The organism is Acinetobacter nosocomialis, from assembly GCF_041021905.1.
Lineage (GTDB): Bacteria > Pseudomonadota > Gammaproteobacteria > Pseudomonadales > Moraxellaceae > Acinetobacter > Acinetobacter nosocomialis.
In genome coordinates this window covers 1,141,549-1,165,867 of the sequence record NZ_CP157432.1, presented here as the reverse complement: position 1 = coordinate 1,165,867, position 24,319 = coordinate 1,141,549, and the positions used below count along the sequence as shown (strand labels likewise).

18 protein-coding genes and 1 tRNA gene are annotated in these 24,319 nt (G+C 38.6%); 9 read left to right on the top strand and 10 right to left on the bottom strand.

The window, feature by feature from the left end:
* Positions 1–2: 2 nt before the first annotated feature.
* Positions 3–341: a hypothetical protein gene (locus ABLC00_RS05480; RefSeq protein WP_004888134.1), complete on the bottom strand. Its 339-nt coding sequence runs from the start codon at positions 339–341 to the stop codon at positions 3–5.
* A 218-nt stretch (positions 342–559) separates the two neighbouring features.
* Here ABLC00_RS05480 and argG point away from each other — a divergent pair, with 218 nt between their 5' ends.
* Entirely contained in the window at positions 560–1,903 is a 1,344-nt protein-coding gene (argG, locus tag ABLC00_RS05475) for an argininosuccinate synthase (RefSeq protein WP_002049558.1), read from the top strand.
* A gap of 60 nt (positions 1,904–1,963) precedes the next feature.
* Here argG and ABLC00_RS05470 read toward each other — a convergent pair whose 3' ends face one another.
* The gene (locus ABLC00_RS05470) at positions 1,964–3,226 is read right to left on the bottom strand and encodes a diguanylate cyclase (RefSeq protein ID WP_004888139.1); all 1,263 of its coding nucleotides are present in this window, start codon (positions 3,224–3,226) and stop codon (positions 1,964–1,966) included.
* 149 nt (positions 3,227–3,375) lie between these two features.
* Between ABLC00_RS05470 and pyrC the strand changes: the two genes are divergently transcribed.
* From pyrC to ABLC00_RS05455, 3 genes are all read left to right on the top strand, one after another.
* A complete protein-coding gene (gene pyrC / locus ABLC00_RS05465; RefSeq protein WP_001084867.1) occupies positions 3,376–4,410 on the top strand; it encodes a dihydroorotase in 1,035 nt (344 codons plus the stop codon).
* Positions 4,395–5,057, top strand: coding sequence for a ribonuclease T (gene rnt, locus ABLC00_RS05460; RefSeq protein ID WP_001982681.1), 663 nt, complete (start codon positions 4,395–4,397; stop codon positions 5,055–5,057). Before pyrC ends, rnt begins: the two co-directional genes overlap by 16 nt.
* Before the next feature lie 18 nt (positions 5,058–5,075).
* A tRNA-Glu gene (locus ABLC00_RS05455) sits at positions 5,076–5,151 on the top strand.
* Positions 5,152–5,236: 85 nt separating this feature from the next.
* Here ABLC00_RS05455 and ABLC00_RS05450 read toward each other — a convergent pair.
* Complete coding sequence (locus tag ABLC00_RS05450) at positions 5,237–5,824, bottom strand: DUF2726 domain-containing protein (RefSeq protein ID WP_004888141.1); 588 nt, start codon at positions 5,822–5,824, stop codon at positions 5,237–5,239.
* Positions 5,825–6,124: 300 nt separating this feature from the next.
* Between ABLC00_RS05450 and ABLC00_RS05445 the strand changes: the two genes are divergently transcribed.
* Positions 6,125–8,239: a TonB-dependent siderophore receptor gene (locus ABLC00_RS05445; RefSeq protein ID WP_348941251.1), complete on the top strand. Its 2,115-nt coding sequence runs from the start codon at positions 6,125–6,127 to the stop codon at positions 8,237–8,239.
* Between the two features lie 205 nt (positions 8,240–8,444).
* The gene (locus tag ABLC00_RS05440) at positions 8,445–9,128 is read left to right on the top strand and encodes a glutathione binding-like protein (RefSeq protein WP_004888147.1); all 684 of its coding nucleotides are present in this window, start codon (positions 8,445–8,447) and stop codon (positions 9,126–9,128) included.
* Between the two features lie 5 nt (positions 9,129–9,133).
* Here ABLC00_RS05440 and ABLC00_RS05435 read toward each other — a convergent pair whose 3' ends face one another.
* The 6 genes from ABLC00_RS05435 to ABLC00_RS05410 all read right to left on the bottom strand — a co-directional run bounded on the left by ABLC00_RS05435 (position 9,134) and on the right by ABLC00_RS05410 (position 19,298).
* Positions 9,134–10,378 carry an NADH:flavin oxidoreductase/NADH oxidase family protein gene (locus tag ABLC00_RS05435; RefSeq protein WP_004888149.1) on the bottom strand — a complete coding sequence of 415 codons (1,245 nt, stop codon included), beginning with the start codon at positions 10,376–10,378 and terminating at the stop codon, positions 9,134–9,136.
* Positions 10,379–10,563: 185 nt separating this feature from the next.
* Positions 10,564–12,153, bottom strand: coding sequence for an ABC transporter ATP-binding protein (locus tag ABLC00_RS05430; RefSeq protein WP_004888152.1), 1,590 nt, complete (start codon positions 12,151–12,153; stop codon positions 10,564–10,566).
* Positions 12,131–13,141: an ABC transporter permease gene (locus ABLC00_RS05425; protein WP_004888153.1), complete on the bottom strand. Its 1,011-nt coding sequence runs from the start codon at positions 13,139–13,141 to the stop codon at positions 12,131–12,133. The genes ABLC00_RS05430 and ABLC00_RS05425 overlap by 23 nt, the downstream gene beginning before the upstream one ends.
* A complete protein-coding gene (gene yejB, locus ABLC00_RS05420; RefSeq protein WP_004888156.1) occupies positions 13,141–14,193 on the bottom strand; it encodes a microcin C ABC transporter permease YejB in 1,053 nt (350 codons plus the stop codon). The genes ABLC00_RS05425 and yejB overlap by 1 nt, the downstream gene beginning before the upstream one ends.
* Before the next feature lie 29 nt (positions 14,194–14,222).
* The gene (locus ABLC00_RS05415; RefSeq protein WP_348941249.1) at positions 14,223–16,058 is read right to left on the bottom strand and encodes an extracellular solute-binding protein; all 1,836 of its coding nucleotides are present in this window, start codon (positions 16,056–16,058) and stop codon (positions 14,223–14,225) included.
* A gap of 15 nt (positions 16,059–16,073) precedes the next feature.
* A complete protein-coding gene (locus tag ABLC00_RS05410) occupies positions 16,074–19,298 on the bottom strand; it encodes a LysM peptidoglycan-binding domain-containing protein (RefSeq protein WP_004888159.1) in 3,225 nt (1,074 codons plus the stop codon).
* A gap of 232 nt (positions 19,299–19,530) precedes the next feature.
* Here ABLC00_RS05410 and dnaQ point away from each other — a divergent pair, with 232 nt between their 5' ends.
* The 3 genes from dnaQ to nudC all read left to right on the top strand — a co-directional run bounded on the left by dnaQ (position 19,531) and on the right by nudC (position 23,430).
* Complete coding sequence (gene dnaQ, locus ABLC00_RS05405) at positions 19,531–20,910, top strand: DNA polymerase III subunit epsilon (protein ID WP_004888160.1); 1,380 nt, start codon at positions 19,531–19,533, stop codon at positions 20,908–20,910.
* Positions 20,911–21,043: 133 nt separating this feature from the next.
* A complete protein-coding gene (locus ABLC00_RS05400) occupies positions 21,044–22,687 on the top strand; it encodes a hypothetical protein (protein WP_004888161.1) in 1,644 nt (547 codons plus the stop codon).
* Positions 22,687–23,430, top strand: coding sequence for an NAD(+) diphosphatase (gene nudC, locus ABLC00_RS05395; RefSeq protein WP_004709985.1), 744 nt, complete (start codon positions 22,687–22,689; stop codon positions 23,428–23,430). Before ABLC00_RS05400 ends, nudC begins: the two co-directional genes overlap by 1 nt.
* Before the next feature lie 24 nt (positions 23,431–23,454).
* Here nudC and ABLC00_RS05390 read toward each other — a convergent pair whose 3' ends face one another.
* Positions 23,455–24,318, bottom strand: coding sequence for an alpha/beta hydrolase (locus tag ABLC00_RS05390; protein ID WP_004888162.1), 864 nt, complete (start codon positions 24,316–24,318; stop codon positions 23,455–23,457).
* Between the last annotated feature and the right edge of the window lies 1 nt (position 24,319).

Here is a 24,319-nt window from a genome sequence, read left to right as displayed (position 1 = left end):
ATTTAATTTTTTATGGGTAATTGAAACGTTGAATCTTTTTCCCATTTAAATAAAGAGAAAAATAGCATCACAACAGCAATTACAGTTCCTATAGGGAACATATTAAGCATTAAGATAGATATCACAATTGAACCGATACGGCTGCTTGTAGTTCCAGTCTTAACACTTCTAGCGCATAAGAACTGTGTAGCGATTGCTGCAATAAGCCCTAAAATACTACCAATAAAGTATTTGGGCGTATGCACAAATATATTGTAAATCGCATAGATAAGATCTGAAATTACAATAAACCCCGTAATACGATGCAATGTCGATAAAATTTGATTGTGATGAATCAACATATTTTGTTTTTTTCCTTTTTAGCATTTCGTCTAAATTGTCATACTTATCGTAAAACTTTATATTTTTCCAATATTAATCTATTTTTCAAATTAAAAAAAAAGAATTCCTTTCCTAACAGAAAAAAAATCGATTTGAAAAGTGATATAGTACTGAGCGAATAAATTCTCTTGGTCACCGAAGTATTAGGGTGCCTATTTCGAAATAGTTAGGACTAGCAATGACTGATAATGCAACGATCTTGCAGCATGTACCAGTAGGCAAAAAAGTTGGGATTGCCTTCTCCGGAGGCTTAGACACTTCAGCTGCTTTATTGTGGATGAAACAAAAAGGCGCTGAGCCTTATGCATACACTGCAAACTTAGGCCAGCCAGATGAAGATGACTACGATGCAATTCCAAAGAAAGCAGAACAATACGGCGCTGTAAAAGCTCGCTTAATTGACTGCCGCTTACAATTGGCACTTGAAGGTATTGCTGCAATTCAGTGTGGTGCATTCCATATCAGTACAGGTGGTGTTCCTTATTTCAATACGACTCCACTCGGTCGTGCAGTAACAGGTACTATGCTCGTTACTGCTATGAAAGAAGATGACGTAAACATCTGGGGTGACGGTTCAACTTATAAAGGTAACGATATTGAACGTTTCTATCGTTATGGTTTGTTAACTAACCCAAATCTTAAAATTTATAAGCCTTGGTTAGATCAAAACTTTATTGATGAGCTTGGTGGCCGTGCAGAAATGTCACAGTTCCTCATCGACAACGGTTTTGACTACAAAATGTCAAAAGAAAAAGCGTACTCAACTGACTCAAACATGTTGGGCGCAACTCACGAAGCAAAAGATCTTGAATACCTAAATGCAGGTATCAAAATCGTTGATCCAATTATGGGCGTTGCTTTCTGGAAAGAAGAAGTTGAAATTAAACCTGAAGAAGTAACTGTACGTTTTGAAGAAGGTGTTCCTGTTGCGTTAAATGGTCAAACTTTTAACAATCCAGTTGAGCTTATTCTTGAAGCAAACCGTATTGGTGGTCGTCATGGTTTAGGTATGTCTGACCAAATCGAAAACCGTATTATCGAAGCGAAATCTCGCGGTATTTATGAAGCACCGGGTATGGCTCTTCTTCATATTGCTTACGAGCGTTTGGTTACTGGTATTCATAACGAAGATACGATCGAACAATACCGCATTAATGGTTTACGTTTAGGTCGTTTACTTTATCAAGGTCGTTGGTTCGACTCTCAAGCGCTTATGCTTCGTGAAACTGCACAGCGTTGGGTTGCTAAAGCGATTACTGGTGAAGTGACCCTTGAACTTCGTCGTGGTAATGACTACACCATCATGAACACTGAATCTCCAAACTTAACGTATGAAGCTGAACGTTTAACAATGGAAAAAGGCGATTCAATGTTTACGCCAATGGATCGTATTGGTCAGTTGACTATGCGTAACCTCGACATTACCGATACACGTGCAAAACTTGGTATCTATACAGATGCTGGTTTGCTTTCAATCGGTCAAGGTTCTGCGATTCCTCAATTAGACAATAAGAAAAAATAATTTTCTTATAACGTCAAAAAAGCCACCTCTATAGGTGGCTTTTTTAAGTCTAATTTCAAGCTAAGCAATTTCTGCAACTTGTAGAGGCTGATAATAAATTTGATTACGGCCAAGCTGCTTTGCTCTATATAAAGCCTGATCTGCGGCATGAATCAATTTATCTTGTCCCATCTTTAATCCACCTGTATATACGGTAAATCCTAAACTGATCGTGACATACTTTGACACTAACGAAGCAGCATGAGGAATGGCTTGCCGTTCAATTGCTTTATAAATATTTGCAGCCACTGCATATGCACCCTGTGCCGGTGTTTCAGGTAAAAGTACAACGAACTCTTCACCACCATAACGCGCAACAAAATCGACATGACGAATCGAGTTTTTAATTGCTGCCGCAATACTAGAGATGACTTTATCCCCCATCTGATGTCCATAAAAATCGTTATAGTTTTTAAAAAAATCGATATCAATAAATAAAACAGCTAACGGACGTTTCTCTTGATTTGCACGGTAATAGAAGAAGTCAAACATTTCGTCAAAGGTACGACGGTTTGAAATTTGAGTAAGCGCATCTTGCTGACTTAAATGCAGAAGTTCAGATGCTTCAATCCGTAAAATCTGCTCATTAATTTCAGCAAGTTGGTTATTTAAAAAAAGACTTCGCTCTCTTGAGATGAGCATAGTGCTAATTGAGAAACCTAAAATACAAGTGCCGAACAAGGCCCGACCGAGGGCAATATAATCACAATTTACATTCAATAAATTAAGAAAAACAAAAACCAATATTGCTGCTGATAAGCCAACGTACAGCATATGTAATGGTTTGATGCCACTTAGAATAAAACCAAGCATATATAAAAATGAAAGAAGCAACATCGACTGATTTTTAAGTGCCATATTTTCGACACTGAGCAACAACATGGCACTTGTAATAATTGAGAAGAAAACAATGCCACAGGCAGCGAAATAAAAGTGATTAGAGAGTTTTTTAAATTTGGCAAAAATCCAAAATAATAAGAGTGCAAGTGCAATATTCATTGCACTCAACAAACAATGAATAAAGTCTAAAGTAATATATGTTTCACCAATTACCAAGTAGTCAGTTGGAAGGGCCAGTAAAATAAAAATTAAATAAGTAAGTACTCCACTTGCTAGAAACTTAGAGATGTTTTGCCGAGTACGATCAAGGTTTAAACACCAGAATTTTTTTTCTAGCTGCTTTGGTAAAGGCATATTGGCGTAACGATGGGTATGTAGTGTGACCAAATACTCGATTTCTTCTTTCGATTTGAGTAATTGATGGACATTTCCCCTATTCGCCACTAGTCGATTCCTACATATTTCGCGTTAACAAAATATAACATTATTTTTTAAAGCTCCCTGCGCTTTATTTTGCCATTTGTCCGTAATTCTCGTTACCATTTTCACACTTTATCGATTATCATTTGTTTTATTTCGAAGTTTGAACTGCCTTGAACTCTATTACCCTGCTCCAGCCAGATGATTGGCATGCACATTTACGTGATGGTTTAGCATTAAAACGTACTGTTCCAGATTTGGCTAAACAATTCGCCCGCGCGATCTGTATGCCTAACCTTGTACCGCCAGTAAAAACAGTAGAAGAAGCTTTAGCTTATCGCGAGCGCATTCTTGCTCATGTTCCGGAAGGCAATAATTTTGACCCTCGTATGGTGCTTTATTTTACTGACCACACTTCACCAGATGAAGTGCGTAAAATTAAAGAATCAGAACATGTCAATGCGATTAAGCTTTATCCTGCTGGTGCGACCACAAACTCTGACAATGGTGTGAGTGATATTCGCAAAGTTTATGCAGTTATTGAGCAATTAGAAGAGCACCAAGTTCCGTTATTACTTCATGGTGAAGTGACTCACAATCATGTAGATATTTTTGATCGTGAAAAACGCTTCCTAGATGAGGTATTATCACCTTTATTGAAACAGTTCCCTAAACTTAAGGTTGTGCTTGAGCACATCACGACTAGTGATGCAGCACACTTTGTTTTAGAACAAGACCGTAATGTGGCGGCAACAATCACTCCACAACATTTATTATTTAACCGTAATGATATGTTGGTCGGTGGTATTAAACCGCATTTCTACTGTTTACCAATTTTAAAACGTCAAACGCATCAAACAACTTTACTTGAAGTTGCAACAAGCGGTAATCCTAAGTTTTTCTTAGGTACAGACAGCGCACCTCATGCACAAAATGCAAAAGAGAATGCTTGTGGCTGTGCAGGCTGTTATAGTGCACCAAACGCAATTGAGCTTTATGCACAAGCGTTTGATCAAGTCGGTAAATTAGAGCGCCTAGAAGGTTTTGCTAGCCATTTTGGTGCAGACTTCTACGGTCTACCACGTAATACTTCTACCATTACTTTGGTTAAAGAAGATAATCTCGTTCCCGAATCTTTTGATTATTTAGATAATCAAAAAATCATCCCGCTGCATGCCGGGAAAACGCTGCAATGGAGAAAAGTGTGACACAAGAAAATTCTGTCCCGGTCATTGGCCAACGTTTTCGTGGCTTCTTACCTGTTGTTGTCGATGTTGAAACGGCAGGTTTTAATGCCCAGACAGATGCATTGCTAGAAATCGCGTGCATTCCAATTGTGTATGATGCTCAGGGACAATTTGTCCCTGGTCCTGCATTTCATGCACATATTAACCCTTTTGAAGGGGCTAACCTCGATCGTCGTTCGCTCGACTTTATTGGTATTGATCCATTCAACCCAATGCGTATTGCAATGGCTGAAGATGAGCGAACCGCTTTACGTCGTATTTTTAAATCGGTCAATGAAGTTCGTAAACAGCAACATTGTACTCATGCAGTACTCGTAGGCCATAACGCGCATTTTGACCTTGGCTTTTTACAAGCAGCGATTGCTCGCTCAGGTACAAAAAACCAAAACCCGTTCCATAGTTTTTCAGTCATGGATACAGTTACTTTAAGTGCAGTAATGTTTGGACAAACAGTGCTTGCAAAAGCATGTATTCAAGCTGGAATTGAGTTCGATGGTAAAGAAGCACACTCTGCTTTATACGATACCCAGAAGACTGCTGAACTGTTTTGCTATATTTTGAACAAACTGTCACCTTACCTCCTTGACAGTTTGGTGGCGGCTTCTTAAGATACCGCCATCCTCAACGTCCCTATCGTCTAGAGGCCTAGGACATCGCCCTTTCACGGCGGTAACCGGGGTTCGAATCCCCGTAGGGACGCCATATTCTTTCTACAAAGAATCATCGCTTCAAATTATTTTATCTCACTTCAAATTTTATCCATGAGATAAGTTCCGTATTTTCAAAATCAAGACTTCAACTTTACTTCATTAATATGTTGTGCAGGTTGCATAGTTGGCTCATCTCTCTCAATAATTATTGCATCAGCAATTAACTTTGTTTTTGTTAAATCTGGTTCTATTGGGACTGGAGCTAATGAACTTGATGCAATATTAAAATCACGATGTATTTGTGCCAGTTCTGGTGTTCGTTTATAGCGTATAACTTTAAAACCTGCTTCTTGAATTAAAGTATCTCGCTCTGCATCAAACTTTTCTTTCCCTTTATGACTAGAATCGTCTAGTTCAACAATAGCAACGATATTAAATGCTTTATCTAACACAACAAAATCAGCAACTTTGCGATTAAATAAATTACGCGTCGCGTATCCTTGCGCTGTCATAAAAGCACTGAAAGCAACTTGCGCCAAAATAATATGTTCCGGCAAAGCTTCCTTTAGTTTCATAAAAGTAGGTTGTTCATTCATAGTAATGATACGCTTTCCCTTGAGGGGGTTACGTTTTGCATTTCTATTTTTGCTTTCCCCTTTCTTTAAAACACTTAAAATCGCCAATATCATTATGGCTATTAAAAATATGCCAACTATCGCAAACATCGAATTTCCCCTAAATAAATATAAAAACTATTTTGATTTTGAAAATACAATTAAAAACGGCTAGCTATAAATTATTTATATGATTTTAAAAGCTATTGTTCTATGTATTTGATACTCTATTTTAGACTTTAATTTATAATTTTTTAACCCTATCTTTTTTGTTTTTAATTTTTGTCATTTATATTTCCAAATAAAATACACTTGCACAAATTTATCACTGATTCTGTATTCCTTTTACATACAGTTACATTATAATAATTCTTATTTTTATACTGATATTTATTATCAACAAGGTTTTAAATGGATCTTAAGCTTCGCCTCCTCTCCCTGAGCATTGCTCAACTATGCTGTATCTCCTCTGCTTTTGCAGATACAGACACTTCTTCAACTACTCTTGCCACTATTAAAATTAAAGCCCAACAGGCATCAGATCAAACTTATAAAGTTGATAGTTCGAGTAGTGCAACACGCAGTGAAATTGCTTTAAAAGATACCCCTCAGTCGGTCAGTGTGGTCACCCAAAAAGTAATTGAAGATATTGGCGCTACTCGTTTAATTGAGGCGCTTGATTTAGCTGGCGGCGTGACTCGTGCTAATAACTTTGGTGGTCAAGGTCTAACTGGTTTTAACGTGCGTGGGTTTACCAGTGGTGAGTTTTATCGAAACGGGTTTCCAATTAACCGTGGCTATCCAAATGCGCCAGATAGTAATACCATTGAACGCATAGATGTTTTACGTGGGCCCTCTTCTAGCTTATATGGCCGTGGTGACCCAGGCGGTACTTTTAACTTAATTTCTAAAACACCAAAGTCTGAGCAACAAACAACTTTAGATGCCCAGCTCAACAGTGAAGGTTTATACCGCACGACGGTAGACACGACAGGAACTGTACCTAATGCGGAAAACATCGGTTATCGCCTCAATGTGATTGCAGAAGGTGGTGATAGTTATCGTGATCATGTTGAATCTAAACGTTATGGCATTGCTCCAGTCATTCAATGGCAGGCCTCAGACATGACTAAAGTTACCTTCGAAGCCGATATTTTAAGGAACCAACATCCGCTTGACCGTGGCCAAAAACGCTATGCAGGTCAGAAGTCTTTTATTAGTTCACCAGACACTTATTTGTGGGAAACGGGTAAAGACAACAACCGACTTTACAATGACAACAATATGGCTCAATTAAGAGTTGAACACGAGCTTGGAAATGACTGGAAGCTCAATGCTGGTGTGCAATATTTAAATGGCAAGTTACATGGCTATGCAGTAGAAGCAAATGGAATTCAAAATGATGGGGAAACGCTAAGTCGAAATTACAACTACCGTGAACTAAAGTGGCAAGATACCGATGCTCAAATTAACCTAACAGGTAAATTCCAGTTTTTGGGTTTAGCAAACACCTTAGTGACTGGGCTTGAATATGAAAACTATGATTATAAGTCATACATTATTCGCTCAAGTGGAGATGTCGGTAGCTACCCTATTAATATCTACAACCCTGTTTTAGGGCAGCCTCTGCCTGAGCTTTATCGTGTAACTACACATGACCGTGAAAACTTAAAAACCACTGCCCTTTTTTTACAAGACCAAGTCGATTTAAATGAGCGTTTAAGCGCGCTACTAGGCTTACGTTTTGAACATTATGAGCATGACTATAAGAACCTATTACCGAATACCGCAAATTGGAATACCAGTCATAATGCATTTATTCCACGTTTAGGTTTAGTCTATAAAGCCAGTGACGATCTTTCCATCTACAGTAATGCTGCAAAATCTTTTAAGCCAAACACTGGTGCTAGCCGTAATGGAGACGGGTTTGATCCTGAAGAAGGCTTAGCTTACGAGTTAGGCTTTAAATGGCAAGCACTTGATAATATGTTATCAATTGATTCCGCTATTTTTTATGCCAACAAAGAAAATGTCTTAACCCTAGATCCTGTTGATTCAGTCTATAAAGTAGCAGCAGGTGAAGTTCGTAGCCGTGGTATAGAGTTAAATATTGCAGGGCAAATTACGCCTGCTTGGAAAATTATTGGCGGCTATGTCTATACAGATGCAGAAGTAACTAAAGACAATAGCTTGCAAAAAGGGACGGCTCTAGCCAACATTCCAAAAAATAGTTTTAATCTTTTAAATATTTATGAATTTCAGAATGGGCCTTTACAAGGGTTGGGCTTAGGTATCAATCAAAAATATATTGATAAACGTGCAGGTCAAACAGCCATTAGTACCTACACCATGAAAGGCTATGCAGTTACTGACCTCGTGTCTTATTATCAGGCAACGCCAAAATTACGCCTTAACTTAGACGTGAAGAATATTTTTGACAGAGTTTATGATGAAAGTGCTTTTAATTTATATGCCTATCCTGGTGAATCACGTACTGTTCAATTAGGTATAAGCTATACGTTCTAAATTAAAAGAACCAAACATCAGCCTTTTACCGCGTAAGATCTCACTAGGGATATTAGTCATTAAAAAAGCCACTGTCTAAAAATACGGTGGCCTTTATTTCCTCATATAAAATATTATAAATTTATGATTTATAAATATTTTATTATACTTAAGCTATGTTCTACCCTATACTAAAAATAGATCAAAACTATAATTTGAACATGACATGCAAATTCGATTATTTCATTTACAAAATTCACGCTCTCAACGCATTATTTGGTTTTTAGAAGAATTAGGGCTCAACTATGATCTCATCACTAAATATCATTCGGACGAAGACAAAAATAATAACTCACCGCATCAACTATCAAAATTTCCAACTCTCGAAATTATTGAACAAGAGCAAACTTCAATTTTGGCTGAAACCTCAGCAATTCTAGATTATTTCTCTCATTTACACCCACAACTGAGCCAGAACAATTTACTAAGCCAACAACTTCAAAACTTTTATTATTGGAAGAATTATTGTGAGGCGACATTCATTCCAGATCTGGTACTCAAGCAAATCTTTCACCAAATTGCAGAACGCACGCCTTTTCTGGTCCGTTTCGTTCCTAAGCTTTTAAAATATGGATTTGATCAAGGCTATCTCAATCAATCATTACAAAGACACATGAGCATGATTGATAAACATTTAGAACGTCACTTATGGTTCGCGGGAGATCAGTTTACTACTGCTGATATTTTGATGTGGTTTCCATTATTGGCTTGCTCACCAAATTACAGCCACTTTAAACATATACAGCGTTATCTTGCCCAGATAGAAAACAGACCCGCCTTTAAAAATGCTCTAATTAAAGGTCAATGGTCTGCTTCTACTTTTCAAACTTACTGGGCTATTGCTTGGTAATTTATTTATGCAGATTTACGCGAATTCACGCGTCCTTGAACAACAGCCTTAATATTGCCCTTGGCATAATTTAAAAACACAATTAAAGGTGACAGTTTAGGATTTGGCTTTTTACCTTGTCCAATAGCTTTAAATTGTGCTGCGTACCAAATGATTTCCATAATCGCCATCTTATCGACAAAAGGCAAACCTGTTTTAATTGGTTTTACGGCATAGCGAACGTCTTGGCCTGCAATTAAACGATCAGTTAAATCCGTTTCGACTGCAAGTGGACGAGCAATGCCAATAAAGTCACATGCACCACTTGCCAGAGCAGCATTCATACCTTCGACTGTACGGAAGCCACCTGTCACCATAAGTTTACATTTTACATGCTGACGGATTTTTTCAGCAAAGTCTAAGAAGTATGCTTCACGTGCAATGGTACTTGCCTTACGTTTATCAGCTTTGACGCCAGCCATTGCTGGTGCTTCGTAAGTTCCACCTGAAATTTCAATTAAGTCAATTCCGGCTTCATCAACGGCTTTAAATACTGAAATCACATCTTCTTCGCTAATACCACCGCGCTGGAAGTCAGCCGAGTTAAGCTTAACTGAAATAATAAAATTCTCTGAGGTTGCTTCACGTACAGCCTTATAAACTTCTAGTAAAAAGCGAGTACGGTTTTCAACTGAACCACCCCATTGGTCTGTACGCTTATTGGTTAATGGTGATAAAAACTGGCTAATTAAATAGCCATGTGCACCATGTAACTGCACCCCTTCAAAACCTGCTTTCTCACAAATGCGGGCAGCTGTTGCAAAGCGTTTAATAATATCTAGAATTTCTTCATGTGTAAGCGCACGTGGCGTACCAAACATAGTCGCTAAAGCTGGGCTAAAAGGAACTGCCGAAGGTGCAACTGTTTCTTTATTTAAGCCTTTAGGGCACTGACGGCCTGGATGAGACAATTGAATGAGCTGTACCATTCCATATTGTTTACCAACCGCTGCCCATTCTTTTAAACGCTCTAGGTCACGCTCGGTTTCAATCACCACCACGCCTGGTTCGTTTTTAGCCTCTACATTGACCATAACATTTCCAGTAATCGCACAGCCCAAACCACCTTTGGCCCATGCACCATACAAACCTAAATGTAAATCATTTGGCTGCCCCTCATAGTTTGCAAGTGCCTCACTCATTGCACCTTTAATAATTCGGTTTTTAAATGTGGTATTTCGAATTGTGATTGGTTGTGCAATCTGGCTCATGGTTAACCTCTTTTAATACTTTAGAGTAATTACTCTAATTTAGATGAGTTATAGGTCATGTCAAGGGAAAATCGATAACTGACAATAGCACATGTCAAATTTAAAAAGTATAGAGAAATGCAACTTTTTGCATAAAAAATTTAAATAATATTTATTATTATAAAACATAGACTTATTTAAATAAATTAAAGACTCGCCGTAATTAATTGCTTGGTATATTCAGTTTTAGGGTCATTAAATAACTGTTCAGTCAGCTGATATTCAACAACTTTTGCATGCCGTAATACCATCACTTTATGACACAGTGCTTTAACCACATTTAAATCATGACTAATAAAAATATAGCTTAGGTGCTCAGTTTGTTGTAAACGTCGCAATAATTGAATCATGGCTTTTTGAGTCGTTCGATCTAAGGCGGACGTTGGCTCATCTAAAATTAAAAGTTTAGGTTGAACCACTAAAGCTCGTGCTAGAGCAACGCGTTGACGTTGTCCACCCGAAAGCTCGTGCGGATAGCGGTGTTGAAAGTCTTTAGCCAACTCAACTTTTACTAAAGCAGATTTAACTTGCTGTTTGATCTCGTGATCGGCTACAGCTTTCACTTTTAAGCCTTCAGCAATAATCTGCCCTACCGTCATACGCGGGTTTAAACTACCAAATGGGTCTTGGAAAACAATTTGTAAGTCTGACCTAATCTTACGCAAAGCTTTTTGTTCTAAGTAGTTTATGTCTTGCCCTAAAAAGATAATTTGCCCCTCACTTTTAATTAATCGAACCAGAGCCAAAGCCAATGAGGTTTTACCCGAACCACTCTCCCCCACAACGCCTAATGCTTCGCCTTGGGCAAGCTCAAAGCTTACATTTTCAATAGCAGTGGTATAACCCTGAATACGGTTAAAGAAACCACGTCGAATTGGATATTTAACATTGAGTTGTTGAACAGATAAAATGTTATGACTGATTGAAGGCTGCTCAGCAAAACCAAGATCATGATCTAACAGTTGCTGAGTATAAATTGACGCAGGATTTTTAAAGATTTGCTGAAGCTGACCTTGCTCTACAACTTGTCCTTCGTGTAATACAATCAGCTCATTGGCATAACGGCGTACCAAATTTAAATCATGGCTAATCAAAATTAGCGCCATGCCATATTTACTTTGCAAAGACCTCAGTAACTCTAAAATTTGCGTCTGTAAAATCACATCAAGCGCGGTAGTTGGTTCATCTGCAATTAAAATTTTAGGTTGAAGCGCTAGCGCAGCCGCAATCATCACCCGCTGTTTTTGTCCACCTGAAAGCTCATGTGGATAACGTTTTAAAATGTACTCTGGATTAGCAATTCCTACGTCTTTTAATAATTGAATTACCTGCTGCTGAGCTTTTGCCTTTGACCAACCTTGTAAAATGAAATGTTCACCGACAATTTTTTCAACACGATGCAATGGGTTTAAAGCCGTAGAAGGCTCCTGAAAAATCATGGCAATTTGGCGGCCACGTATATGTGTTTTTGTCTTTTCATCTGTTTCTAAAATATTTTTTGAATCAATAATAATACGACCAGATGTTTTTAATTTTTCTGGTAATAATCCCATCATTGCCAAACAGCTTATTGTCTTACCTGAACCACTTTCCCCTACAATTGCAAGCGTATCTCCAGCTTGCAAATTTAAATTGAGACCCTCCAATAAAAGCTGATCTTGTGTAGAGATTGAAAGGTTTTCTATATTTAGCAATGTAGCATCTACATTTAAGTTATTTTCTTGGGTCAAATGCATCGCGTGCCGCCTCCCCAATATAAATTAATAATGACAACACAAAAGCCAAGCTAAAAAAGCCCGATAAAGCCAACCACGGTGCATCTAAGTTATTTTTACCTTGCAACAACAACTCACCTAAAGAGGCAGCATCTGGCGGTAAACCATAGCCCAAGAAATCGAGTGCGGTTAAAGCAATAATATTAGTAGTCAAAATAAAAGGTAATTGCGACAGGCTAGAACTTATGGCATTTGGCAAAATGTGCTTAAAGATAATTGCTCTATCAGTTACACCTAAAGCCTGAGCCGCACGCACATAGTCAAGTTGACGCGCTTTTAAAAATTCGGCACGGACAATTCCTACCAGTACAGTCCAGCTAAAGAACAGCATAATAAAAAATAGCCAATATACATTTGGGGTAAACATGCTGACTAAAATCATGACCATAAAGAGCATGGGTAAACCATTCCAGACTTCTACCAGTCGTTGCCCCAACAAATCAACCCAGCCACCATAGTAACCTTGTATAGCACCCACAAAAATACCAAGTAGTGCTGCACAAGCTGTTAAAGCCAAGCCGAAAAGTAATGAGACTCTAAGCCCATAGAGAATACGTGCAAGCACGTCTCGCCCTTGGTCATCTGTCCCTAACCAGTTCTGCTTAGAAGGTGGCGATGGCACAGGTACAGCCAAGTCTAAATTAGGAGTCTGGTAAGAAAATCTTATAAGGGGCCAAATTGCCCATCCGTTATGATTGATAAGCTCTTGTACAGCGGGGTCTTTATAATCTGCTTCTGTTTCAAACACGCCACCAAAAGTAGTTTCGGGATATGATTTAAAAACAGGCAAATAATAAGCGTCCTCATATTTCACCAACAATGGTTTATCGTTAGCAATGAACTCAGCAGCTAAAGACATCGCCAAAATGAGGCTAAACAAAACAAAGCTTGCCCAACCTAATTTATGTTGCCTAAACTTTTGCAGCCGTGACTGCACAATTAAAGACATTATTTGCCTCCTTGTGCGTCAAAGTGAATACGCGGATCAATCCATTGATACAGCACATCGCAAATAAGTCGTAAAAGTAGACTAAACAGCGTGAAGAAAAACAATACGCCGAAAATAACCGGATAGTCTCGTTGAACAATCGCTTCAAAACCTAATAATCCCACACCATCTAGGTGAAAAATAATTTCAATGAAAAGGTTTCCGACAAAGAAAATACCTGCCAAAGTCTCCGGCAATCCGGCGAGTACCACTAAAATGGCATTGCGAAATACATGTTTATATAAAACTTGCTGGCTATTTAGGCCTTTTGCGTAAGCTGCCAAGACATAAGGTTTATTGAGTTCTTCTAAAAATGAATACTTAGTTAAATAAGTTAGGCTCGCAAAACCACCTAAGACCATCGTAATAAGTGGCAAAGTCATATGCCATAAATAGTCCGTAATTTTTCCAAAAAAACTCAATTGATGAAAGTTATCTGATACCAGGCTTTGCAATGGAAACCAGTGAAAATATGACCCACCCGCAAAAAAAACAATAAGCAGTATGCCAAAGACAAAGCTGGGTACCGCATAACCCACCACTAGCAATAAAGAAGTGGAACGATCAAACCAAGAACCTTGTTGTTTCGCTTTTTTAATTCCAAGTGGAATTGAAATAAGATAAATCAGCAAAGTGCTCCATAGCCCAATCGAGATCGACACAGGCATTTTTTCCCAAAGCAACTCAACTACTGGTTTATCTTTAAAAAAGCTTTGTCCAAAGTCTAAAGTCAAATAGCCCTTTAACATCAGTAAAAAACGTTCTACTGGAGGATGGTCAAAACCGTATTGTGCTTTAATTTGCTCTACCATTTCGGGGCTTAATCCTTTAGCACCCTGATAGTACATTTCAGTACCTAATATCCGCCCTGCTCCTACGCCACTTTCTACCTCATGGATTGCTTGTTCTACAGGTCCACCCGGTGCAATTTGCACGACCACAAAGTTGATCAATAAAATAATGAACAACGTTGGAATCATTAAAAGAAGTCGCTTAAGAATATATGAACCCATATAACAGGATTTCCTTTAGATACGTGCTTTTATTGTTGATGTAAATATTGGGCAATTTTTTTGGCTTGGTTTGGATTACTCCACCAATACTCTATACCAGCCGAGAGCACAGGTTTCACTTTAGGTTGCTGATACATATTCCAGTACGCATACCAATAATCCCCTTTCCCATAAGTCGGGATCTGGTAATATCCTGCGCGAAGCAATCGGTCAAGAACATGAGTATAAGTGATTTGCTGATCACGGTCTTTGGCAGTCACCAGTTTTGAAATGACTTCATCAATAACCGGATTACGAATACCAGCGTAATTATAGTTACCATCTTGAACTGCTGCGGCACTTCCCCAGAACTGAGCCTGTTCATTGCCCGGATTTAAAGATTGCGGCAAATTCATCGTAGTCATGTCAAAGTCATAACGGCGTGTACGCTCTAAATATTGCGGCGCATCAACCTGCCGTAAATTAATATTAATTCCTAATTTTTTTAAATTTCTTACAAATGGCATCAGTGTTCTTTGTTTGCCATCTTGCTGAATGAGGAACTCAATTTTTACAGGCTGGCCTTCAGGAGTATATAACTGCCCTTCTTTGATTTTATAGCCTGCTTGAATGAGTAATTGTCTTGCGATTAATAAGTTTTGACGGTTAAAACCACTGGCATCCGAGACCGGATATTTCCAGTCTGTCAAAACAGCTTTTTGCATGACTGGAGAAAGCTTTGGAAAAAGAGGCTTTAATATAGTGAGCTCACTCTTTGAAGGACGTCCTGTTGCTGACAACTCACTATTTTCAAAATAACTTTGTAGTCTTAGATATTGTCCATAAAACAAAGCTTTATTTTGCCATTCAAAGTCATAGACATAGGTTAAGGCTTGTCTAAAGTGAATATCGTTTAAAGGTTTTTGTCGTGTGTTAAACACATAACTTTCAGTTGCAATCGGATTATGGTGTCTAAACTTATATAGCGTGATTAAACCTGATTTTACCGCTGGAAACTTGTAGTCAGTGACCCATTTTTTAGGATTAGTTTCTTCATGCAAGGTATATTGCCCAGATTTAAAACCTTCGAATGCAATATCCCAATTTCGGTAATAAACATATTTTAAATGGTCGAAGTTATAGCGCCCTTTATTAATAGGCAAATCTTTTGCCCAATAATTTGGGTTTCGTTTATAGCTAATACTACGTCCAGCATCAATCTTCTCAACCACATACGGCCCTGAACCTATAATCGGTTGCAAAGTAATACGAGTAAAGTCACGGTTCTGCCAGTCTGCTTTTGAGTAAATCGGTAAGCTCGCCACAACAAATGGCATTTTTGGATTATGGCTAGACTTAAAAGTGAATTTAACTTGATGAGGATTTATAACTTCTGTTTTTGCCAAGTCGGCAAGATACATTTGTAGGCCAAAATTAGATTTGGTTTGATAGATATCAAAGCTAAATTTTACATCCGTTGCTGTTAAAGGCTGTCCATTACTAAAGCGTGCTTTGGGATTTAAATAGAAGGTAATCGATTGCGTTCTTTCTGGATCATAGGAAACTCTCTCAGCTAAAAGTGGATATAAAACTCCAACTTCATCGAGTGACTGAGTCATTAAAGTATCAAAAAGATAATTTACTCCTTCTGTCGCGTTCCCCTTACCGTTCATGCTGTTTAAATTATCAAAAGTCCCTTGCGCAGCCCGACTCAATACTCCACCTTTTGGTGCATTCGGATTGGCATAAGGCATTGCAGCCATTGTTAAATATTTAGGCTTAGAGTGAATTGCGATATAAGGCGTGATTTGCTGTGCAGAGAATACAACTTGTGAAAAGACACTGAGCCCGACTAGCAGGCTCAGTTGAGGATATAACTTTTGCATAAAGTTCTAATTATTCTATAAATTAGGCACTTTAATAATATCGCCAATACGTAATTGAGTCGACGGTGTTAAGTTATTGAGTTCCGCCAGTAAAGTAGTTTCTAAACCATATTTACTTGCAAGACCAATTAAAGTATCACCACGTTTAACTTTGTATTCCACAACAGTTTTTGGAATTACAATATTTTGTCCGCGCTGTAAGTTTGCATTTGCTTTTAATGCATTCATTTCAGCAAGTTCACGAACTGAAATACCTGCACGGCTTGCAATCGTATGTAACGACTCGCCAGCTTTAACCGTATACTTTTCAGTATTTTTTCCGGCTGCAACAGGTTTAGCTGCTGATTTCGCCGTATCAACTTTTGCTGTTTCTACTGGTGGCACATCACCTGTTAATTTTAAACGTTGACCAACACGAACATTACTGTTACGAGATAAACCATTCAATGAGGCAAGGTAATCTAACTGCAAATGATAGCGGTTGGCGATATTCCCTAAGCTATCACCAGATTTGACCGTATAAGTCTCTGGCGTTTCTTCTTTGACATTTTTAGTAGAAGTCTTGCTTGGTGTTTCAACCTCACCTGTCAATTTTAAACGCTGACCAGCACGAACACCTGCTGTACGCGACAAACCATTTAAATCAGCCAAATAACTGGTTTGTAAGTTATATTTAGCTGCAATCGCATGCAAGCTATCGCCAGATTGAACAACATAGTGATCTGGAACACTTACACCAGCAGGTACTTTTAAGTTTTGACCAAGCTGTACATGGCTATTGGCTTTTAAGTTATTTAGTTCAGCAAGTTCAGCTAGGCTAATTTTAGACTTGATCGCGATACTTGATAATGTATCACCACGCTGCACTTTATAGCTTTCAGTTTTATACGACGGTCCTGCTGCAAGTTTTTCATATTTACCAGAAGCTTTATTATCATCAACTTCATCGACAGTAACTTCTTTTGCAGGTACATTGATTTTCTGACCAACCATTAAGTTACTACCAGCCGACAATCCTGGCGTTAGCTCTGCTAATTCTTGGTTAGATAATGCGTAACGATCTGCAATTAACTTCAAATATTCGCCGCGTTTAACTGTATAGCTTTTTGTTGCAATACGACGTGTACTTGCCTGAACTGCTTTAGGTTGTTCTGCTTTAGCAGAAGTACGGTTGCCTTTAGGCTCTTTTAAATGCAACTTTTGGCCAACAAATAGACCATCGCTTACCGATAAATCGTTGTATTCAGCAAGCTGTTTCACAGACAAATTAAATTGATTTGCCACTCCCGTTAAGCTGTCATTTGCTTGAACAACATATACATCAGGTTTAGCTGCCGATTTTGCAGTAGATTCAACCTCTTGCGGTTTAGCATCATACAAATACAGGCTAGTTCCTACAAATAATGTCTTTTCAGGATCAATCTGGTTCCACTTAGCGACATCGCGCCAGTTCACACCATTTTTCATCGCAATAATTGCTAATGTATCACCCGGTTGTACGGTATAGGTACTACGCTTACCTTTAGGCTGTACAACAACAACATCAGTATCCGTTTTAATGTAAGGCTTATCTTTATTACGCTGACCATCTTCAGAGTTCGCAACACTTGCATCTTCAGCTAAAGTTTTCGGGTAAGCAAAGCCTTTACTTAATTCTTTACCTTGCTGTTCAGCAACTGACAAACTCGTTTGAATCGCAGTTAGCTTAATTTTACCGTCATAAGGATCAACAATTTCGGTACCTTGCGGTGCAATTGCTTTTAGCTCGGCAACCACTTGGTCTTTTTCAGCTTGTGTAGCTTGCGGCTGTAAAGCTTGCTCAACTGTTTCTTTCTCACCTTCAGCACGAACTGCCGCTAAAATTTTCTCACGCTCAACTGCTGAAATTGGCGGTTCTGTTCTTACAGGTTTTACATTGGTCGCAGGTGTGACTGCAACTGGAATACGTGGTGCACTCGGTACATCAGCTGAGGCGGCAAAAGCAGCTAAAGCATCAGATCCACGAGGTGTAGAAGTTTTTACCGTTACAGAGCTACCGGTTGTTTTGGTAGGTGTAGTTGGTCTTACAGGCTGAACCTGTGTCGCCGGTGTAGTTTTAACAGTAACTGAAGTTGAGGTGGTTGTAGTTGGTTTAGATGGAGATGTGACATTTGCCCACCAACCTGAACTGCTACCACCAGCTTTCATGGCTTTTAATTTGTTATCAACTGACGGGCTTACATCAGCTGGAATTAAAATACGCATTGGGCTTGCAGGGTCTACTGTTTCACCACGATAGCCTGGGTTTAATGCATATAGCTCAGCACGGCTAAGACCAGTTACTGATGCAATTTCATTTAAAGACAATGGTGCAGATAACGTGACTTCACGGAAATGGGGTCTGTTTGCAATCGGCGGTAATGAAACCCCATAAGCACGCGGATTTTTAATAATTTGAGCAACTGCCAAGAAACGTGGAACATAGTTCATGGTTTCTTGTGGAAGTTTTAGTGACCAGTAGTCCGTTGGTAGACCTGCAGCCTGATTTCGGTTAATCGCTTGTTGAATACGCCCCGGACCAGCGTTATAAGCTGCTAAAGCCAACTCCCATGAACCAAACTGGTTATATAAGCTTCCTAAAAACTCATACGCAGCACGTGTAGATTCAACAACATCACGACGACCATCGTACATACCCGTTTGTTGTAAACCATAAATACGACCAGTACTTGGAATAAACTGCCATAAGCCTGCTGCTGCTGCACTACTTGTTGCAGCAGGGTCATATGAACTTTCAATCACGGGTAATAATGCAAGTTCGGTTGGAAGACCACGGCGTTCTGCTTCTTTCACAGTATGATATAAATAACGACTTGCGCGAGCACTTAAACGGTCAAGGTAGGGCTGACGTGAGATAAACCAACTACGCTGCGCTTCAATGCGTGGATCCCAATGATTGAGGTCCATTTTGAAGCCTACAGCCATACGCTTCCAGACGTCACCGTGTTTTAAAATAAGTAAACGGTCGCCTTCTACAGCACGCATATCCGTTGCTGAAAGTAAATCTTCTAACGAGTCCAGACTGCTTGCATCAAGATAGCCTGCTCCACTGACCTGTTTTGTTTTCGAGGTTTTTGCAGATTGCGGAGTCGAAGAACAGCCTGTTGTAATACCCAACGCAGCTAAAGCAGAGCTAAGTACTGTAATTTTGAATAATGATGCTGCAGATGGCTGCCACACAAATGTGGTTGGTTTATACATAAAAACTTCCAAACAACTCGCGTAATATTTCTTGGGGTCTGCCCACAAACCCTAGGTCTTCGATGCCATTGTAGTAAAGCATGCAAGATAGACAAGGCAATAATTTAATGTCATTTGCATGGAAATGTTACAAGAAATTAAAAAAAGCTTGCTTTGTAACGATGGAACCGAACTTTTTGCGTATACAATACACCATATTCAGTTCTTTTTCTTTCAGTTTAGGTTTCGATTTATGTCTCAAACAATCACACTGTATGTTGATGGTGCATGTCGTGGCAATCCCGGTTTAGGTGGTTGGGGTGCATATGTCATTACCGAACAGGGTGAACATAAATTATTTGGCGGCGAACCCGACACAACCAATAACCGTATGGAACTTACTGCGGCTATTGAAGGAATTTCTTTTTGCCCTCCTGATGCACAATTAATTGTCTGGACAGACTCAAATTATGTAAAGCAAGGCATTACAGAATGGATTCATGGCTGGAAAAAGAAAAATTGGAAAGATGTTAAAAATCCTGACCTATGGCAAAAACTTGATGCTGTTTGCGCAGGTAGAAATATTGAATGGAACTGGATTAAAGGTCATGCAGGACATCCTGGCAATGAAATGGCAGACCAACTTGCAAATTTAGGTGCAGATAAAACAGCTCAAGAAATCAAGCAACCACAGTCTGTGGCTGCACCGCAAGATATAAAAAAGCCTGAACAGGACTGGTTGCTAGATGATCCTTTCGGGTTTGATCTGGTTGAAACAAGCGAAGATGAAGATGTGGCTCTTGAACCATCACAAGAAGTTGAGATGAATACTTTAGACGAAGAAGTAAATGAGATTGAAGCTGTAGAGCAAGAAACAAAGCAACAAAGTAGCAATATTCATCCTCAAATTATTGTTACCGAAGCAAAGCTTAAATTACAAGGCCCTCGTCAGCTCATTCTCGATACTGAAACGACTGGTTTTTATTTCCAAGATGGCGACCGTATTATTGAAGTCGGCGCCATCGAAATGATTAACCGTAAGCTTACAGGCAGTTCGATTCATATTTATATTAACCCTGAAAAACCAGTGGGTGAGTCAGAAAACATTCACGGTATCAGTGATGATTTCTTAAAAGATAAACCTGTCTATGCGGACATTGCAGATACTTTATTTGAGTATCTAAAGGGTGCAGAAATTATCGCTCATAACGCAACCTTCGATATGAACTTCCTAGATATGGAGTTTAGACGTGTTGGGTTACCTGCTCTTTCAGAAGTTTGTGAAGTTACCGATACTTTAGCTTTAGCCAAAAATAAGCATCCTGGACAGAAAAACTCACTTGATGCCTTAGTTAGACGTTATGAAATTCCAGCGCGCGACCGTACCTTCCATGGTGCGTTACTCGATGCTGAAATTCTTTCTGATGTTTACTTGGCAATGACTGGTGGTCAAGTTTCCTTTGATATGGATGCGCTCTCTCAAAGCGAAAGTGATCAACAAAAAACAACCAAAGCTAGAATTCAAATTGATTTACCCGTTATTTACCCTTCAGATGAAGAGTTGAACATACATGAGACTTGGGTCAAAGAATTTGAGAAAAAACATGGAGAACCTTGCTTTTTTGCAAAATAAATTTTTGATTCTCTAATGTTTTTTTAGTTTCCCCTTTTGCAAGTTAAGTTATATTAGTCATATAGATTTTTAGCTCAAAATATTGAGCCATGACGAATATAACAATTGATTTTTTTTGCAAAGGGGAATTTTTATGTCTGAGCATAATTCGATCCAATTTGATCCAACAGCGTTACTTATTATCAAGAATGAAATTGATAACTCAATAAAACTGGTGGAAGGTGCTGTAAGTACATTAATTGAAGAGCAGGCTCTCCCTTTTGGTATTGATGATGCATTAGAACAATTTAAACAATGCACTCAAGTATTACGCCTCATTGATATCCCCTATTTAGCAAAAATCACTCAATATTCAACCGAGTTGATGCAAAAAATTATGGCTAAGCCCGAACACATCAACACCGATGAGGTTGTTGCTCTAAGTGAAGGCACGACTATGGTGAAACGCTATATTGAGTTTATTTGTTTACGTGAAGTTGAAGTCCCTCAGTTTCTTTTGGACACTCTAAACAATTTAGAAAAAGCCTTAAACAAGCCATTAACTTCATCTGGCCAGCAGATTGCTTCAAACCTTACAACAACTTCACTTGAGTTACCGTTACCCGAAGTGCTCATCAATGAAAAAACTCAATTTATCCATCAACTTTATAAATTATCTTTGCATCAGTTTTTAAATAAAACTGAAAGTGCTCGAGACTTTCAGGCATTCAAACTTGTTGGTAGCTATTTAATCAGTATGGCTCATGGTCAACCAAGCCAACAATATTGGCAATTAGTGAACTCCACCTTTAATCATATTGATGAACTTGTTTTAAATGATGCTCGCTTACGTGTATTGATTAATCTTGAAAATGCTATAGGCCTATTTTTAGCATCGCCAGAAAGCTTTGAAGCAAAATTAACTGCATTAGCAGATATCATCAGTATTGTAATTGGACAAGAAGATCACCTCGCAAAGCAAATTCGTGGGCAACTAAACATTGGTCATGAGTTTCTCACCGACACTCAACTTAAAGCACTGAGCCAACATTTGTATGGACCAGACTTTGATACCATGCAAACGGTCAGTCAATTAATCTTAAGCGAAATGAATAAAGTTCGTAATGATATTGAATATAACTACCAAAACATGTCGCCAGAAAAGGCTCAGCAACTTCAAAGCAGCCTTATGCAACTTGCTCATACTTTTAAATTACTTAACTTAAATGAAGCTGCTTCAGAGCTTTCCCAACAAGCCAGCAGTTTAAGTCAAATCAATATATTGAGTAATGAAAACTATGCTCAGCAGCTCATGAAGAGCATTTTATCTGCTATGAACGCTATTGGTATTTTAGTACGCAATTATTCATCCAACCGTCTACAAATTCGTGTGAACAACACTAATATTTCTTTAGATCGCTTAGATGAAGCACATGAAATGTTATTAAATGAGACAAAAAATTTAATCGATTTTGTATGCCAAAGTTTGACCTTATATGCCAACGATCAAACTCAAAATATTGAAGCGATTGCAGGCTCATTAAAAGAATTGGCTGGCGCGGCTGAATTTTTAGGAAGTACGGTTCAACAAAATGCTCTGCTTGAAACTGCTAAATTTGTACAGCAGCAAATCGAACAGAACCAACCTTTTAGTCACGACCAGATTCACTGTATTTTTAACGTATTAGCTGGACTAGATATGTTAGTTGACAATTTAAAAAATAAACAGCCTGTTCTACAATCCATGTTTGATGTAGCATTGCTAAGTAGTCAACAACTTCAAAAAAAGGCAGCTTAATGTCTGAATTATCACTTGCTTATATTTTTCATCACCAACAATTATTGGTTGACCAAAACTTCCAATTACCCAAAGTCGAAAAGTTAGCAAGTGATCTGCTTTTCACTCATGACGAACAGGTCATTGCACGTGACCTGCTGAGTGAAGAAGCTATACCGGAAGGTCTGCAACTCGTTCCAATTCGTCAACTTATTTCCAACTGGTCAAAAGAGCAATTTTTACAGGCAAGTCGTGCTGTACAGTTGCTCGAATGGCGACGTAATCACAAATTTTGTAGCCACTGTGGACACGCTACCGAAGTCCACTCAACCGAATATGCAATGGTATGCCCTGCTTGCGGTTATCATCAGTACCCTCGCGTAAACCCATGTATCATTACTATCATTACTAAAGGTGATGATGAAATCTTATTAGCAAAATCAATTCACAATAAAACCAACATGTATGGTTTGATTGCAGGTTTTGTCGAAGTTGGCGAAACTCTTGAAGAAGCTGTTCAACGCGAAGCTTTAGAAGAAGTGGGGCTTAAACTCAAAAATATCCAATATATGTCAAGTCAACCTTGGCCGTTTCCAAGTAATCTTATGATTGCGTTTAGAGCTGAATATGAGTCAGGTGAAATTTCTTTGCAGGAAGATGAAATTGCCGATGCGCAGTTCTTTAAATTTGATCAGCTTCCTGAAATTCCATTTAAAGGCAGTATTGCACACGCAATGATTACGCAGATTACTCAAGCAAAGTAATCTGCGCGCTCTCAAACAGATGTTTTAGAATACTTCATCAAGAAAGTGCAAAATGGTTCGTTTTGTTCTGAAGTAGTGACTTACAAAACTCGATAGACTGGCCAAAATCGTTATATGGCCAGTTTTAGGGATAATAGCAATATGACTATGATTTCCCTTCTCTCTAAGGGCTTGATCCATATCCAAAGTATTATGCTGCTTTACGAGCTGATCATTTTCAGCCATGAGTAGATAATGCTTAATATTATTTTGTTTTACAAGATAATAAGGCATCACCTCTTTATAAGAAACACCTTGATCAAAAGCATCTTCAGCAAGCGGATCACCCTTATAATCAAAATGATACGGACCAGCTAATCCGACTATTGCCTTAATTTTCCCTAAACATTCAATCTTAGGTGAGTCAGGGTGATAAACAGCCGACATTACATTAAATGCACCTGCCGAATGTCCCATAAGCACAATATTCTCAGTCGAGATTTCGTGTTTTTCCTGATTTTGATGCAAATAATTTAACGCTTGCGTTAAGTCATCTACATAACTTGGAAAAATATTTTTTGGCGCAAGTTGATAGTTAATGACAGCAACGTCATAACCTTCTTTTGTAAATGCTTCGCCAATAAATAAATAGTCTCGTTTATTACCATGTTGCCAAGCACCACCGTGTACAAAAACAATGAGTGGTCGATGAGCTAAGCGTTTAGTAGAACGATAAATATCTAGACGATGGCGAGGCTTTAAGCCATAACGCACATTTAAAACCTGCTCAAAACCATCTTTTGGTGTAAAACGGTTTAAAGCAAAGCTCCCCAAATCATACAGGCGGAACTCTTTATAAAGAGTTCTCGCCTGCTCAATTTTACTTTGTAATTGTTCAATCAGGTTCATA